Annotated in this window: 13 protein-coding genes; 6 read left to right on the forward strand and 7 right to left on the reverse strand. The window is 69.2% G+C overall.

Annotated elements, in window-relative coordinates:
- On the forward strand, positions 1-134 hold a 134-nt coding region (locus ABT352_RS36115; RefSeq protein ID WP_350949590.1), incomplete at its 5' end, for a transposase.
- A gap of 106 nt (positions 135-240) precedes the next feature.
- Here the strand turns inward: ABT352_RS36115 and ABT352_RS36120 are convergent.
- The 6 genes from ABT352_RS36120 to ABT352_RS36145 all read right to left on the reverse strand — a co-directional run bounded on the left by ABT352_RS36120 (position 241) and on the right by ABT352_RS36145 (position 7,547).
- Positions 241-1,536 carry an NAD(P)/FAD-dependent oxidoreductase gene (locus tag ABT352_RS36120; RefSeq protein WP_350949527.1) on the reverse strand — a complete coding sequence of 432 codons (1,296 nt, stop codon included), beginning with the start codon at positions 1,534-1,536 and terminating at the stop codon, positions 241-243.
- A complete protein-coding gene (locus ABT352_RS36125; protein ID WP_350949528.1) occupies positions 1,533-2,906 on the reverse strand; it encodes an NAD(P)/FAD-dependent oxidoreductase in 1,374 nt (457 codons plus the stop codon). Before ABT352_RS36125 ends, ABT352_RS36120 begins: the two co-directional genes overlap by 4 nt.
- A complete protein-coding gene (locus ABT352_RS36130; protein ID WP_350949529.1) occupies positions 2,903-4,336 on the reverse strand; it encodes an FGGY family carbohydrate kinase in 1,434 nt (477 codons plus the stop codon). Before ABT352_RS36130 ends, ABT352_RS36125 begins: the two co-directional genes overlap by 4 nt.
- Positions 4,333-5,802, reverse strand: a complete 1,470-nt coding sequence (locus ABT352_RS36135; RefSeq protein ID WP_350949530.1) for an amino acid permease — start codon at positions 5,800-5,802, stop codon at positions 4,333-4,335. Before ABT352_RS36135 ends, ABT352_RS36130 begins: the two co-directional genes overlap by 4 nt.
- A gap of 182 nt (positions 5,803-5,984) precedes the next feature.
- Entirely contained in the window at positions 5,985-6,752 is a 768-nt protein-coding gene (locus tag ABT352_RS36140) for a DeoR/GlpR family DNA-binding transcription regulator (protein WP_350949531.1), read from the reverse strand.
- A 240-nt stretch (positions 6,753-6,992) separates the two neighbouring features.
- Entirely contained in the window at positions 6,993-7,547 is a 555-nt protein-coding gene (locus tag ABT352_RS36145; RefSeq protein WP_350949532.1) for a hypothetical protein, read from the reverse strand.
- Between the two features lie 497 nt (positions 7,548-8,044).
- On the opposite strand from ABT352_RS36145, the gene ABT352_RS36150 reads away from it, so the two are divergent.
- Complete coding sequence (locus ABT352_RS36150; protein WP_350949533.1) at positions 8,045-9,421, forward strand: hypothetical protein; 1,377 nt, start codon at positions 8,045-8,047, stop codon at positions 9,419-9,421.
- A 101-nt stretch (positions 9,422-9,522) separates the two neighbouring features.
- On the opposite strand, the gene ABT352_RS36155 is transcribed toward ABT352_RS36150, so the two are convergent.
- Positions 9,523-9,981, reverse strand: coding sequence for a MarR family winged helix-turn-helix transcriptional regulator (locus tag ABT352_RS36155; protein ID WP_350949534.1), 459 nt, complete (start codon positions 9,979-9,981; stop codon positions 9,523-9,525).
- Positions 9,982-10,044: 63 nt separating this feature from the next.
- On the opposite strand from ABT352_RS36155, the gene ABT352_RS36160 reads away from it, so the two are divergent.
- The 4 genes from ABT352_RS36160 (at position 10,045) to ABT352_RS36175 (ending at position 15,018) form a co-directional block, all read left to right on the forward strand.
- Positions 10,045-10,413 carry a VOC family protein gene (locus ABT352_RS36160; RefSeq protein ID WP_350949535.1) on the forward strand — a complete coding sequence of 123 codons (369 nt, stop codon included), beginning with the start codon at positions 10,045-10,047 and terminating at the stop codon, positions 10,411-10,413.
- Positions 10,414-11,378: 965 nt separating this feature from the next.
- Positions 11,379-12,044 carry a vWA domain-containing protein gene (locus ABT352_RS36165; RefSeq protein ID WP_350949536.1) on the forward strand — a complete coding sequence of 222 codons (666 nt, stop codon included), beginning with the start codon at positions 11,379-11,381 and terminating at the stop codon, positions 12,042-12,044.
- Positions 12,044-13,918 carry a protein phosphatase 2C domain-containing protein gene (locus tag ABT352_RS36170; protein ID WP_350949537.1) on the forward strand — a complete coding sequence of 625 codons (1,875 nt, stop codon included), beginning with the start codon at positions 12,044-12,046 and terminating at the stop codon, positions 13,916-13,918. The genes ABT352_RS36165 and ABT352_RS36170 overlap by 1 nt, the downstream gene beginning before the upstream one ends.
- Positions 13,915-15,018 carry a hypothetical protein gene (locus ABT352_RS36175; protein ID WP_350949538.1) on the forward strand — a complete coding sequence of 368 codons (1,104 nt, stop codon included), beginning with the start codon at positions 13,915-13,917 and terminating at the stop codon, positions 15,016-15,018. Before ABT352_RS36170 ends, ABT352_RS36175 begins: the two co-directional genes overlap by 4 nt.
- The last annotated feature ends 153 nt before the right edge of the window (positions 15,019-15,171 follow it).

Below are 15,171 nucleotides of genomic sequence, written 5' to 3' on the forward strand. Positions count from 1 at the left end.
AGTATGCCGCGCATGTCCGCGAGTACCTGTGGGGTGGACACTTCTGGTCCGGGTCCTACTTCGCCGGATCAGTCGGCGGTGCACCGCTCACGGTAGTCAAGCAGTACATCGAGCAGCAGCAACGCCCACTGTGACCTGCGGGTGAAGGCACGCTCGCGCCCTGGCGGGCACTCCCGCGCGGGCCTTCACCCCCGGCCTGAAGGCCGGGGGTGAAGGCCCGCATTTCGGTAGAGAGTGATGTCAGCTTTCCACCCCGATGTGCACGGGGCCCGCCTCCGGGGAGACCGCCCTCAGGATGCCGCTCGGGATGCGGAACACCCGTCCCGGGGCCGCGGGCCACCACAGTCGTCTGCGAGCGATGACCCGTCCCCCCTGCCGGAGCACGATCCGGGGGAACGGGATGTAGCGGTCGCTCCACAGCAGCAGGCGGTGTCGGGCCGGGGCCGGGTCTCCGGGACGGAAGATCTCCGGCGCCACCCAGCGGAAGGGCGCGTCGGCGACGAGACGGACCTGTTCGGCCGGGGCGCTCCGTCCGGCCAGCCAGTCGATGACGGAGCGTGCCACATGAGCGCCGTCGATCGCCGCGATGTCGGCGGTGTCCACCGGATGCAGCAGATTGCCCACCGCGAACACCCCCGGCCGCTCGGTACGGAGCGCGCTGTCGACGAGCGGGCCGTTCGTGCCCGGGTCCAGGGTGATCCCCGCGGCGCGGGCCAGCTCGTGGTCGGGGATCCAGTCACCGGTGAGGACGAGCGTGTCGCACTCGACGATCCGCCTCCTTCCGGTGTCGAGGTCCTCGATCTCGACGGCCCGCAGCTGTGGCCGGCCGATCACCTTCGTCACCCGGGTGCGGGTGGCGACCCTGGTCCGGAAGAGCATCCTGCCGGGAACGCTGAACAGGGAGTAGGAGTCCGGCCGGGGATACTCGGTGGTCATCAGGACGGTCCGGCAACCGGCTTCGCGCAGGGTCAGCGCGGCCGACCAGCTGACCAGCTCGGCGCCGACCACAACGGCCTTCTTGCCGACCTTCCCGTGCCGCAGGTGGACGAGGTTCTGCAGGTGCCCGGTGGTGTAGACGCCGTGGGCCCGGTCTCCGGGGATGAGCCGGGCCGGGCGGGGGCGCTCCCGGGCACCGGTGGCCAGGATGACGGCCCGCGCCTCGACGCGGACGCGCCCTTCGGGGGTGGTGGCCTCGATCACGCGTTCCCCGGCCCAGTTCGTCACGGTGGCGTTCGTCAGGATCTTCGCGCCGGCGGCCTCGGCCTGCCGGACGAGTCTCCTGGCGTAGGCGGGACCGCTCATGAAGCGTCTCATGTCCCTGATCCCGTAGCCGGGATGATCACTGTGCCGGGGGATGCCTCCGGCCGCGCTCTCCCGTTCCAGGACGAGGACGTCGCCGTCGACCTTCGGCGCGAGCGCGCGGGCGGCGCTCAGCCCGGAGGGGCCGGCGCCGATGACGACGACGGCCGGGGTGAGGACGGTGACGTCGCCGGACGTGGCTCCCACCGGGGGTGTCAGCGGTGTCGGCGGTGTCATCGGTGCTCCTCTAGCAGCTTCTTGACCTCGGCGCCGCAGAAGAATCCCTGGCAGCGTCCGTTCATCGCCCGGGTACGGCGGCGCAACCCCTCCAGGGTGGCCGGTGGGATCGGCGACGCGAAGGTGTCGCGGATCTCGCCGGCGGTCACCCGTTCGCAGAAGCAGACCACCCGGCCGTAGGCGGGGTCGGCGGCGATCCGGGCGGCGTCCTGGTACGGGCGGGTGAACGCCTCCCCGAGGTTGGGCATCCGGGGCGGTTCCGGCAGGTTCTCCCGTGGCACGAGCGCCAGGCCGGCGTCGCGGGCGAGTTCGGCGACGTACTCGGCGATGGCGATGCCTGCGGTCAGGCCGGTCGAGCGGATCCCGCCGACCAGCACGTAGCGCCGCCCGGCGTCGGCCTCGATGAGGTAGTCGGGGTGGTCGCTCGCGGCCCGCAGACCGGCGTAGGTCGCGGTGACCTCCTCGCGCAGCAGGTCGGGCATCAGCTTCTCGCCCTTGTCCAGCAGGAAGCGCAGTCCCTGCTCCGAGGTCCCGGTGTCGGTGCGGTCCGTGAGGTCCTCGGCGGTGGGTCCGAGCAGCACGTTGCCGTAGACGGTGGGGCTGATCAGCACGCCCTTGCCGCGCGAGCTGGGCACCGGCAGCACGATCCGGTCGACCATCGGGCGCGCCGCCTTGTCGTAGACCAGCAGCTCGCCACGGCGTGGCGTGACCGTGAACCGGTCGTGGCCGAACAGCCGGTCGACGACGTCGGCGCCGAGTCCGGCCGCGTTGACCACCCAGCGGGCCCGCACCTCCCCGCCGGAGGTACGCAGCACCGTGTGGTCTTCGCGGTCCTCGACCGAGGAGACGGCCCGGTTCAGCAGCAACGTCACGCCGCGGCCGACCGCGTCCGTGGCCAGCGCGAGGTTGGTGGTCCAGGTGCAGATGATGGACTCGTCGGGCACGGTGAGGCCGCCCAGAGCCCCCTCCCCGAGGTGGGGCAGCTGCCGGTACACCTCCTCGGGGCCGACGATCTCCGTCCGGTCGTAGCCGTTCTGCTCCGCCTTGCGGCGCAGGCCCGGCAACGCGTCGAGTTCCTCGACGGTCCAGGCCACCAGCAGGGCCCCGGTGCGTTCGACCGGGATGCCGGTCCGCTCGGCGTACTCCGACAGCAGGTGGTAGCCCTCGCGGACCAGCCGGGATTCGAGGGTGCCGGGTCTGGCGTCGAAACCGGTGTGCAGGATGGCGGTGTTCGCCTTGCTCGTGCCGTCACCGACGTCGTCACGCGCGTCCAGCAGCGCGACGCTCAGCTCGTAGCCGGCCAGCTTCCTGGCGATGGCCGAGCCGACGATACCGGCGCCGATCACCGCCACGTCGAACGTGCCGTTCACCGTGCTCCCTCTCCGGGCAGGGTGGCGGCGACCGCCTCTTTCCAGCGGGAGCGGAAGTCGGCCGTCCGGTCGGCGGACCACCGGGGTTCGTAGGTGGTGCTCGGCTCCCACGGGTCCACCGCGTCCGCCAGGGAGAGCGACGGGTCCAGCGCGGCGCGGGCCAGCGCCACCGCCCCCATCGGGGTGGCGTGCTGGGAGGGGTAGACGTCGATCGGGATCCGCGTCAGGTCGGCGACCGACTGCATCAGGACCGCGCTGCGGGTGAGCCCGCCGTCCACCCGCAGCCGGGTCAGCGGCTGCCCGAGGTCGGCGGCGACGAGGTCGCCGAGCTCGGCGACCTGCGCCGCGATCCCCTGCAGTACGGCGAGCACGAGGTGCCCCGCACCGGTGGAGAGGGTCAGCCCGGAGAACGAGGCCTTGGCGTCGGGACGCCACCAGGGCGCCGCCAGCCCGGCCAGCGCGGGCACGCACAGCACCCCTTCTGCGTCCGCCGCCGCGACCGTGTCCAGGTCGGCGGCGCCGCGGATGAAGCCGAGATCCTGGATCCACCGTACGGCGGAGGCGGCCGTGTAGACCTGGCCGTCGAAGCAGTACGAGGTCTCTCCCCGGACCCGCCAGGCGACCGAGGCGGCCAGGCGGGCGGTGGAGCGTACGGCGGAGGTGCCGGTGTTGGCCAGCAGGAACGCGCCGGTGCCGAAGGTGCACTTCGCCTCGCCCGCGCTGAGACAGTTCTCGGCGAGCAGGGCGGCCTGCTGGTCGACCACGAGTCCGCCGACGGGGACGTTCCCGCCGAAGGCGGAGGTGTGGCCGACCATCTCGTCGCAGGCGACGATGCGCGGCAGGCGTTCGCCGCCGAGCCCGAACAGCTCCAGCAGTTCCCGATCCCACTCGCCGTCGTCCAGCCGGGTGACCAGCGACCGGCCGGCCGTGGCGACGTCGGTGACGAACTCCCCGGTCAGGTGGTGGATGATCCAGGAGTCGGAGGTGGTGACCACCCCCTGCTCCGTCACGTTCCGGCGTAGCCAGGCCATCTTCGGGGCGGAGAAGTAGGGGTCCAGGACCAGCCCGGTGGTCGCGGCGATCCGGTCCCCGTACTCCCCCAGTTCCGCGCAGATGCTCTCCGAGCGGCGGTCCTGCCACACGACGGCGGCCGAGAGCGGCTCACCCGTGGCGGGATCCCACGCCAGGACGGTCTCGCCCTGGTTCGCCAGTGTGACGGCGTCGATCCGTACCCCGGCCCGCGCGACGGCCTGACGGCCGGCGTCGAGCACCGAGTCGAGCAGTTCCCGGGGGTTCTGCTCGACCCCGCCTCCCGGCAGGTAGGTGGGGCGGACCGGGAGCTCGGCGAGGCCGAGCACCTGGCCGCGGGCGTCGACGACGATCGCCTTGGTGCCGGATGTTCCCTGATCTATCGCCAGTACGGTGGTCACCGTCGGTGCGCCCCCTCCGTGTGCCCGCCCTTGGCCGTACCCGGGGCGTCGGCGGTCAGCTCCGCGTCGATGGACTGCATCTTCGGCATCACCAGGCCCTTGGCGCCCCTGGTGAACAGCAGGTAGGCGAAGTACACGGCGCCGATGGCGAGCATGAGGAGGACGTAGACCCACGACTCCACGAACGAGGAGTCACGGAAGAGCAGCAGTTCGAAGGCGAGCCAGAGCAGCGCGACGACGATCACCGGGATCTCCCAGCGGCCCAGGTCGAAGCCCTTGCTCGGCGGCAGCGACCTGCGCTTGACCACGTACATGATGACGGTGCCGGTGTAGATGATCGCCGGCAGCAGGGTGGCGGCGGCGAACAGGCCGAACAGGGCGTCGGTCCGGGTGGAGAAGATCGCCAGGATCAGCTCGCCGACGACGAGCATGAAGACGGTGGCGTTCAGCGGGGTGCCGAAGCGGGGGGAGACCTTGTGCAGGCCCTGCCAGCCGGGGAAGCGCTGGTCGCGGGACATCGCCCAGACCAGGCGGACGCCGGTCATCATGATCACCATGCCGCAGGCGAAGATCGCGATGACCACCAGCACGAGCAGCCCCGTACCCACGACGGGGCCGAGCGACCGGCTGATCACGTCCGCGACCGGGGTGCCGGACTTGGCCAGCTCGATCGGGTCACCGGCGAGCAGGGTGACCGCGACCAGGAACAGGAAGCCGAGCACACCGGAGGCCAGCACCGCCTGCCACATGGCGCGGGGGACGACACGGGCCGGGTCCTTGGTCTCCTCGGCGAGGTTGGCCGCCGACTCGAAACCGACGATGGTGAACGCGCCGAGCAGGAAGCCCAGCATCCACGGCCCGGCCGAGGTGAGCGTGCCCATGCTGAGGTAGCCCTCGGAGGGGACGGCGCCGGTGCTGAACAGGTTGGCGAAGTTCAGTTCCTTCGCGACGAACCCCACGATCAGCAGCAGCAGGACGAGTGCGATCATGCCGATCAACTCGGCCGTCACCGCGAAGTTGTTGACCCGCTCGGTCCACTTGGTGGAGAGGCCGACCAGCAGCGCCTGGCTCAGGATGACCACGCCGGTGATCGCCCAGGCGTTCATCGCGTTGCCCTCGTAGCCGAGCAGCACGGGCATCACGGTGGAGGCGATGGTGTAGTCGACCGCCACGACCACGACGCCGAGGAACGAGAACGAGACCCAGCCGATGATCCAGCCGAGTACGGGGTTGGCCAGCCGGGACATCCACTGGTAGGAGTAGCCGGTCACCGGGATGCGCGCGGCCAGCGAGCCGAAGATGAACGCGACGGCGAGCTGACCGATGATCACGAGCGGCCAGGTCCAGATGCCCGCCGGTCCCGAGCTGTTCAGCACCGAACCGTACGTGGTGAAGATGCCGGTGGCGATCGAGACGAAGGCGAACGCCACGGCGAACGAGGCGAAACGCCCCGTACCTCGCTTCATCGCCTGCTTGTAGCCGAATTCCGTGACATCGGAGGAAGATCCCCGGCTCTCAGCCGCAGGTGGTGAATAATGGGTCATGGATTCCCAACTCCTGTGTTTCCTGTCAGAGGGTGCATCGGTGCGGTCGTCCGAAGCCGGGTGGCGTTGCCGCGCCGCCCGGCTCTTTCAACGGTCGGGAACGTTCAAGAAAGCACGATCACCCCGCCTTTGCGGGTGAACGTGTCCTGGATGGCGGACGGTGGTTCCGCCTCGGTGACGAGGCCGGTGAACTCGCCCACCTCGGCGACCCGGTGCCGGGCGACCAGGCCGAACTTGCCGGAGTCGGCCAGCACGTACGAGCGCGCCGCGTTCCTGAGGATGATCTTTCGCACCGCGATCTCATCCAGGTGGTAGTCGGTCAGACCGGCCGCGGCGTCGACGCCCCCCGACCCGAGGAACGCGATGTCCGGGTTCAGGTCCGTGAAGAACGTCTGGGCCACCGGACCGGAGAGCGCGAGGTCTCCGGTCCGCAACCGGCCCCCGCAGACGAGAACCTCGATGCCGGGCCGCTCGGAGAGCTCGGCGGCGACCAGCAGGGAACAGGTGGCCACGATTCCGGTGAAGTCCAGTGACAGGGCCCGCGCCACCTGGACGGCGGTGGTCCCCACGTCGATCACCACGGTCTGGCCGGGACGCACCAGGGCGGCGGCGGCACGTCCGATGCGGGTCTTCGCGTCCGCGGCGGTCCCGGTGCGCTCGGCGAACGGGGCCTCCTCGCCGCCGACCTGCCCGAGCGCGATCGTCGCGCCCCCGTGGACGCGGGACAGCCTGCCCTGGCGCTCAAGCACCACGAAGTCGCGGCGGATCGTCTCCGCCGACACGCCGAGCTCCTGCGCGAGGTCGTCGGTACTGACGACACGGGAGGTGCGCAGCGCCTCCCCGATCCGCGCATGCCGCTCAGCGGGCAGCATGCCTGCCCACTTCTGTGGAAATTTGTGCTTGCATGACGGAGATTATGCTTATGTGTGGTTATCTGGTCAATACATAGCGCTACCAAAGAGGGAAACCTTTACCGGCGGTAGGGATCAGGCAGCGGGCGGGCGTGGCAGCGCGAAGCGCGCGCACGTGGGATTGGGGCCACCGTCCCTCAATCCACCACGGCCCGGCCATCCACCACCGGGCGAAGGCCGAGCCGTGGCGGGAACCGCCGGTCAGTGGGTGCAGGTGGCCGAGACGGTGACGTTGTAGATCCACCACGCGCCGCCGGGCGCGGAGTAGACCAGCGACGACGTCGTGCTGTAGCCCGTGCACGCCTGGCCCGCCGCCAGGAGTGCCGCGCGGGCGGCCTGCGAGCCGTTCGCGACGGCGACGGACGGGCTCGCGCCACCGGCCTGCTGGGTCTCGGTGCGCGGCACGGTGTACGACGGCGGCGGCGTGGACGAGGGGACCTCGCAGTTGCCCGACGCGGTCGCCTCGTAGATCCACGCCGAACCGTCGGGCGCGGTGTAGAGGTGCCTGGTGGTGACGGACACGCCCGAGCAGACCTCGCCCGCCGCGGCGGCCTGCTGGTTCAACTCGGCGCGGGCGTTGTTCTCCGCGGCGCTTTTCCCCGCCGCCGGGCTGGGGCCCCAGCCCGAGGACGTAGCCGAGCGAAAGGTGGCGGCGAGCGCGGCGGGAGCGAACAGCACCGCGCCGACGGTCAACGCCAGGGCGACGACGAGGGCGAGGCGCAGAACCTGGGCAGGACGACGAACGCTGAGTTCCATGGTGTCCCTCTCGCGAGAGGCCGGAGGTTCGGGATCGTCACCATAAAACCGGGCAGAGCGAGCCGACCAGCGCCCGGAGCGCGGGCAGGCATCCGCGCACGTCAAGGCTGAAACTTTCAGCCAGGTCCGCACCACAGGCGGAAGCCGCACGCGACATCGCCCGCGCGGTTTCGTCCCGCGTTCTTCGCGGCGAACGGACCTTTCTCTGTGCCCCTCCCTCGGCGAGGGCGATGTGGAGATGCCACCCGCTTTTCGAGGACATGCTTGAGAGCCGGGCGTGACGTGGAAGAACCTCATCCCCCCAAAAGCTTCAAGGTGGCATTAAATGCAATTTTCTGATTAAAAGCCAGAATACGGACAAACCGCGAGGGCCAATTGTCGAGCCGACACGATCGGCTTAAGCTTCACAAGTCACCCTTTCCGCTGAAATATCATTTCCGTTTTTGGCGATGATCTGATCCCCGGCTCACCACCGCCCCCTCCCGAAAGGGTCCACCATGTTTCCCGCCCAGCCTTCCCCCGACAGCGGCATGCGCGGGGACCGTTCCACCACGAACTGCGACCCGGACGCGATCGCGCCGACCGTCTTCCAACTGCTGCTGACGCGCCTGGAAGACCACGTCAAGGAGGCCGGGATCACGCAGAACGCGGTGTGCACCGCCGCGGTCACGGATTTCTGCGCGGCGGTCGCGGACCCCCGGCTCGACACGCTCGCCGGGCCCGCGCTGACGGTCCTGAACAACCACGTCGACGCGGCGATGCACGCGTGCTCCCCCCTGGTCGGCGGGTGCTCGGTCTTGTCCTACGTGTCCATGGTCGCCATCAGAGCGACCACCTCCTACGCGAGGGCCAACAACATCGTCGCCGACGAGGACGAGAACACGCGGGTGAACGCGGCGGTGCGCGCGCGCTTCGACTCGTACGTCGTCGTGTGCGAGCGGCGGCTCTACCTGAACCACGCGGACGTCCCCGCCGACCTGAAGGTCCTCATCCAGAACCACGCGCCGGGCTCGCTCAAGGACCCCCTGGTGGAGGCCGCCGAGCAGGTCCTCCACGCGGTGCACACGCCCAACGATCCCACCCCGACCCAGAGGACGGCGCTGATCCAGGCCCTGGAGAACCTCGCGGTGGTCCAGGCCATGTACGCCAACAAGCTCGCCGTCGGCTCCGGCGCCCAGGGCGGCACTCTGCCCAACATCAGGGTCACCGACGCGTGCAAGGCCCAGAAGCACTTCAACAAGCACGTCGAACGGTTCTACAAGGACACGCCGACCGGCATGCTCATCTATGCCGCCCTCGTGCAGCCGTCGCGCAGGCCCCCCGAGAAGCACGTGTCGAACATCGAGGTCACCGAGGACACCGTTGAACCCGGCCGGTTCTGGATCGGCACCCGGGTGAGGCAGTACCGGGCGAACGCCGCACGGGTGGGCAACAAGGTGCGTCTTTCGGTGATGGACGAGCTCTCGACGGTGGTGCACGAGATCGGGCACCAGGTCGAGTTCTACCTTCCCGTGGTCGAATGGGTGCGCCTGCAGCAGATCCTCAGGATGCGCATGGTGGGCCCTCGACTCATTAACATCTATCCCAACGCGGACAAGCCGGAACCCGCCTTCGACATCGGTGCCATGCCGGCGTTCGAGGCGTACTACACGCCGCTGAACCAGTCGAGAAGCGGAAAGTACTATCCCGCCAAGGTCTACTCCTCGGGTGACACCGAGCTGCTGTCCATGACCGTGCAATTCTTCAGCCAGCCGAACACCGCCATCCTCATGATCCAGCACGACCCGGTGCTCGCCGCGACCGTCCTGCGCGCCATCCGCCCCGACGACTTCGCGAACTTCCCCGCCAACCTGCTGGCCCTGCTCCCCACGTGAGTCCCTTCACGCCAGGCCACCGCGTCGCTCATCTGTCCGCACGTTTTTCACGCTCGGACGCACCCCCCATGCGCGCGATGAGACGTGCGCCGGGGAAGGAGCTATGAGCCGTCGTTGTCATCGCGCAGGGAATGGATCATGCTCTGCAGGATCCGGAACGCCTCTGACTGCTCGGTCTCGGTCATACCGGCCAGCATTCTGACCTCGACGGACCGGACCGCTACGGTCGCCTTCTCGAGGCTCCGCCAGCCGCGAGGCGTGAGCCGCGTGGGAAGAACCTTCCCGACAGGCGCCTCCGCGGGCCTGGTCACGTAGCCCTCTCGTTCCAGGGCCTGGAGCAGCACGTTCATCGACTGCCGTGTCACGAACGCGCCCCGCGCGAGCTCGGAGTTCGACAAGCCCGGTCGTTGAGCCAGCAGTTCGAGGCAGGAGTAGCGCGTCACGCTCATCCCGAGCGGCCGCAGCACCTCCTCCATGGCTGCGCGCAGGGCGCTCGACGCCTCTTTCAGCAGGTAGCCCAGTGATTTGTCCAGGTCGATGCCGGCACCGTTTTGACTCATGTCAGCATTCTGACATAGGTTGGCCCGTGTCAGAATGCTGACACGAAAAAGAGGAGCATCACCATGCCCGCCACCGGCCCCGACTTCATCTCGCTGCAAGCGCGTGACCTCGACGCTTCGCAGGCGTTCTACGAGCGGTACCTCGGCCTTGTCCGCTCACAGGCCGGACCTCCGCACGCCGTCGTCTTCGAGACCAAGCCGATCGCGTTCGCACTCCGCGACGTCGTTCCCGGCACCGATCTCGCATCCGTCGCTCAGCCCGGCATCGGTGCCGCGATCTGGTTCCACGCCACAGACGTCCAGGCCATTCACGATGCTCTCGTCGCCGACGGGCACACCATCGTCTCCGCGCCGATCGACGGCCCCTTCGGCCGGACATTCACCTTCGCCGACCCCGACGGTTACCAGATCACTCTCCACGACCGCACCTGACAGGCCGAACGCCACTCCCCGAAGACCGCGATGGCACCCACAGACTCGAGCATCCGTGAGGTGCCCAGCAGATTACGGATGGAAGGCTCCGCACCGAGAGGGCAGGTGAAGCCTTCCACCTCGGAGGTCGGCCCTTCCGGGAAGTACCACCAGACGGTACGCGACGCGGGGGCCACCAGAGCCGCCAGGGTATCCCCCAGCGCGCGGGCATCTGCGGTGATGGAAGCAAGGTTCCGCCGCTTCGTCGTGCATGGAGGCGCCCAGCCTGGATCATCTGCGGCAGCGGAGACAGGCGCCACCCACCTCGCACCCGCGACAGGAACAGTTGCCCGCGCTCGCTGCTTCCGACGCCGCCGAAACCCGGGATCACGGGGCAACATTCTGCACGGACGGCAAAGGCCATCCCTGCCTTCAAAGGCTCTGGCCAGTGAACCGGCGAATCCCCTCGCGTTACAGATCGCTATTCCGGACCCGGCGTGGGAGTACCGAGGAAATATCATGCGATCAAAGGTCGGCTTGCGCGCGCCGGGTGAAGAACTCACCCAGATCGCCGATTCCTTGACGATTACTCCATCGGCAGCCGAGGTCAGCGCTTGAAGAAGTGATCGATGCGCCTCCGCCTCGGGAGTTCTGCGCGTTTCTGCTGCGTTTCGGTCCTGGCGTGCGCCCCGGCCCGGCGCTCGACCTGGAATGGATCATCGACGAAAAACGACGAACCGCGCCGGCTCTCGACCCTGCAGACCGGCGTTGTCGGAGCCTGTCACCGTGCCGCAGCTATTAATTCCCGAAAATGAGTAATGCTGAGGCCTTCACGGCGTATCTAATGGAGTGAGGGGGCCCGTATCGCGCACCTCGGGCCGTCCGCGTCAGCGATCTTGAGGAGAGTAGTCGCCGTGTCGCATTCTCCGGAGCCCACCTACAATTATGCCCTTCCAAGGGCATTTCCCTTCTACATCACGTGCGACGTGTCCCACTCGATGCACGCCCCCCGCGAGGACGGCAGGCAGACTCCGTTCGACATCCTTTCCAACTGTGTCGGGGAGCTGCTCTTTCAGCTCGAGGCCGGTGATCCGGGGGTGAGCGAGGCCGCGCACGTGTCCATCGTGGCCTTCCACGACAGGGCCGACGTGGTGCTCCCGCTCACCCGGCCCTGTGACGCGAGCAACATCCCCGCGCTGCCCAAGGGTGGTCAGACCAATTACGAGCAGGTGTTCCTGACCCTGCGGCAGCTCATCCAGGCCGACTGCGCCCGCCTGGCCGGGCAGTACCAGCTCAAGGCCCCGGTGGTCTTCTTCATCACCGACGGCGAGCCCTTCGTCGGAAAAGGCCGCCAGCCTGCCGAGGTCTGGTTGCCCGCCCGTGCCAGGCTGACCGACCCCGCGTTCCCGCACCGCCCGCACATCACGGCGATGGGCTTCGGCCAGGTCACCGAGCAGACCCTCTGCCAGGTGGCGACATCCTTCCGGAACAACCCGTTGGCGTACGTCGCGGACGAGTCGATCCAGGCGGTCAAGGTGGTAGCGGCGATAGCCCAGGCGGTCCAGGACAGCATCGGCAGCTCGATCAGGAATTCCGACTTCGTGATCCCGATTCCGGCCGGCATGCGCCGGCTCCCGTGCGGAGGCTCCTGATGGGCCCACCGGGCCGGGTCCGTACCAGCGCGGTCGCCACCCTCGTCATCGGGTTCGCCGTCGCCGGCTGCAGCGGCTCCGGCGACTCGGGACGGCAGATCATCGTCAACGCTCGGGCGGGAGAGCGTGAACAGCTCGTCGCCGAGATCTACGCCGCCGCGCTCGACCGGGCCGGCGTCGACGGCGTCGCCAAGAAGGTGGCCGAGATCGCGGACTACACGAAGCAGCCGGGCGACGCACGGATCGCCATCGACTACGACCTCGACGTGCTCATGGCCGCGTCGCCGGCCCCGTCGACGCCGGACGACCGGCGACTCCGCACAGCCCTCCCCGGGCACACCCTCGTGAGCAGGACGGCGATCCAGAGCCGCGCGGTGCTTGCCGTGTCCCCCTCGCTGCAGCGGGACGTCCGGACGGTTGCCGAATTCGCGCAGAAGTACCAGAACGATACGACCCGCGTCACTGTCCTGGTCCCGCCGGAGTTCAGCGTGTTCAACCGGGCACTGACCGACCGGGGACTCGCCGTCAGCGGTCAGGCGGACTTCGACGCCGCCGCCCTGACACAGTCCGGTTTCACGGGAGGCGCGATCGTCCCGGCCGGCTCGAAGAAGGGGGACCTCGTCCCGCTCGAAGACCCGGACAACATCCTGCCTCCCCGGACGCTGAGCGTGTTCGCCGGCGACCAGGTCGCCGAGAGGGCTCCTGAGGCCGAGCGGGTGCTCCAGGAGGTGACGGACGGACTCACCCCGCAGGTCGTCGACCATCTGCTCACCGAGGTGAGGAACAACGGGAAGAAACCGGCCGACGTGGCGAGGGACTGGGCGGGCGACAACGTGTCGACGTCGTCCGGGTTCCCTCTGGCACAGACGATCCTGGCCCTGTTGCTGGGCGGGGCTGCAACGTTCACCGCGCTCTACCTCCTCGGCTGGCGTCCCGCGACGACCGCCGCGCGTGGAGGGAGGCGGCCGCACGTGGCGCCCCCCGACGCACCGCAGTCCGTTGTCACGCAGGACACCCGCGTGGTCGTCGGTCCCGAGCCCAGGCGGATCGCCGTACACCTGCCCTGGAGCACCACCTCGGCCGATGCCGGGCTTGCACTCGACGGAGGCCTGGTCAAGGGCACGACGGTGCGCGCCGCCACGGTACGGGGCCGCACGCACAGCTTCCGCGGCGAGACCCGGCAGGACGCGTACGGCGTGCGGCTCAGCGGCGACGAGCGCTGGGTCATCGCGGTCGTGGCCGACGGCCTGGGCAGCGCGCGACACGCGGAGATCGCGTCCACGGTCGCCGTCAGGGCCGCGCTGGACGGGATCGACTCCGCGTTGCGGTCCGGCGAACGCCCGCAGAGCTGGGACTGGAAATCCGTGCTCGCCCACGTGTCCGACACGGTCCGGCGGACCACCGAGTCCCTGGGCTCGCCGCGGCCGGGCACCAATACCGAACGCACCCCTTCCGCACGGCCCGGGACCACTCTGACCGTGGCCGTCCTCCCATCGCAGGGAGAGGGGCAAGCCGTGTGCGCCGCCGTCGGCGACTCCCCGGCCATCCTCGTCACCGGCGGCCGGTGGCAGGCGTTGGCGGGCGAGGGAGGAGGCGACAACGTGACGGCGGCGATCCCGGGCGACCTCGCCGACATCCAGGTCCAGATGTTCTCGTGGCGCGCGGGTGACCTGCTGGTGCTCAGCAGCGACGGCTTCGCCGCGGGCGTCGCGGGCGGCCGGACCCCGCTGGCCCAGCGCCTGTCCCACACCTGGCGCACCCCGCCGAGCCTGGTCGACTTCGTCCGGGAGGTCGACTTCCGCCTCTCCACCTTCGACGACGACCGGACGGTGGTCGCGATCTGGGCCGGACGCCACGATACGGCCGTGCCGTGACGGATCTTCCGATGATCGTCCACGTCGGCGAGCTGACATTCACCGGGGAGGGGCCGGCGCTCCGCGACGGAGGGCAGACGGACGGACTGCGGCTCTGCATCGCCCCCGACCGGCGCACCTACCTGTTCAAGAGGTACAAGTCCGAGACCGCCGACGAGGTGCGCGTCCCCGCGCTGCATTCCATGATCCGCTGGCGCAGGGAGCTCCCGGACGAGGAGCGTACGGTGCTGGACGAGAGGTGCGCCTGGCCGATCGCCGTCGTCGGCACGCCCGCCAGGGCCGAGGGCATCCTGATCAGGCTCGCCGAAAGGTCGATGTTCGAACAGCGGACCTCCGGCTCGGGTGAGGCGACCGAGACCCCGCGCCACCTCGACGAGCTCACCCGGAGCCCGGACCGTGCGAGGCGGATCGCGCAACGGTACGAGGTGAAGAAGGCCTACTACGAGCCGCCGTACAAGCTGGCCGTACTCGGTGAGCTGCTGGACACCGTCACCTGGCTGCACCAACACGGGTACGCGGTCGGGGATCTGCAATTGCGCAACGCCGTCTTCACGATCGATCCGCGCCCCAAGGTGTACCTCCTCGACTGCGACTCCTGCGTGCCGCTCATGGGTGAGGGCGCGATGCCTCCCGTCGACCCGGAACAGTGGAAGCTTCCGGTGGAGCGGCGTGGGGTGGCCTTCGACGTGACCTCGGACCACTACAAGTTCGCCTGGGCGGTGGTGCGCTGCGTCCAGGAGACGGTCGAAACCTGGCAGCCGGATCCGGTGGTCCTCCGAAGGGTCATGCCGTCGGCCCTCGCCGACACGCTCATCGAGTGCAGCCGTACCCTGCCGCCGCCCGGTGTGCGGGAACGGCTCCGAGAGGCGGCCGCGGTGTGGCCGAGGATGGTCATCGGGGAGCGGCTCTACGTCAACGTGGACGGCTTCATCAAGAAGCCCTGGCCGACGGGCGAGTCGGCCGTGACACCGGCCCCGATCACTGCCACGCCTCCGGTGCCGGCCACCTCGGCAGGTTCGGGAGGAGAAGTGAAGTGGGCGGTCGTGGCGGTGGCCGTGCTGATCGTGCTCTTCTTCCTCGTCATCGCTCTGGGTAAGTGACCTCGTTCAAGGGGAGTGAATCGAATGTCAAGCACCAGCCGTGTTCCGGGCGTCATGGCCGCACCCCCCGCGGAGTAACCGATGCTTCGCCACCTCTCGATGCTCGCCGTGTCATTGGCCGTGTTCACAAGCCCGGTGCTACCGTCCCCCACA

Source organism: Streptosporangium sp. NPDC000563 (assembly GCF_040299985.1).
In the GTDB taxonomy this organism is placed as follows: domain Bacteria; phylum Actinomycetota; class Actinomycetes; order Streptosporangiales; family Streptosporangiaceae; genus Streptosporangium.

Excerpts from the sequence above, each read along its gene's own strand:
- ABT352_RS36135 (WP_350949530.1), bottom strand. The coding sequence starts at position 5,802 with ATGAAGCGAGGTACGGGGCGTTTCGCCTCGTTCGCCGTGGCGTTCGCC.
- ABT352_RS36160 (WP_350949535.1), top strand. The coding sequence starts at position 10,045 with ATGCCCGCCACCGGCCCCGACTTCATCTCGCTGCAAGCGCGTGACCTC.
- ABT352_RS36140 (WP_350949531.1), bottom strand. The coding sequence starts at position 6,752 with ATGCTGCCCGCTGAGCGGCATGCGCGGATCGGGGAGGCGCTGCGCACC.
- ABT352_RS36170 (WP_350949537.1), top strand. The coding sequence starts at position 12,044 with ATGGGCCCACCGGGCCGGGTCCGTACCAGCGCGGTCGCCACCCTCGTC.
- ABT352_RS36155 (WP_350949534.1), bottom strand. The coding sequence starts at position 9,981 with ATGAGTCAAAACGGTGCCGGCATCGACCTGGACAAATCACTGGGCTAC.
- ABT352_RS36150 (WP_350949533.1), top strand. The coding sequence starts at position 8,045 with ATGTTTCCCGCCCAGCCTTCCCCCGACAGCGGCATGCGCGGGGACCGT.
- ABT352_RS36120 (WP_350949527.1), bottom strand. The coding sequence starts at position 1,536 with ATGACACCGCCGACACCGCTGACACCCCCGGTGGGAGCCACGTCCGGC.
- ABT352_RS36145 (WP_350949532.1), bottom strand. The coding sequence starts at position 7,547 with ATGGAACTCAGCGTTCGTCGTCCTGCCCAGGTTCTGCGCCTCGCCCTC.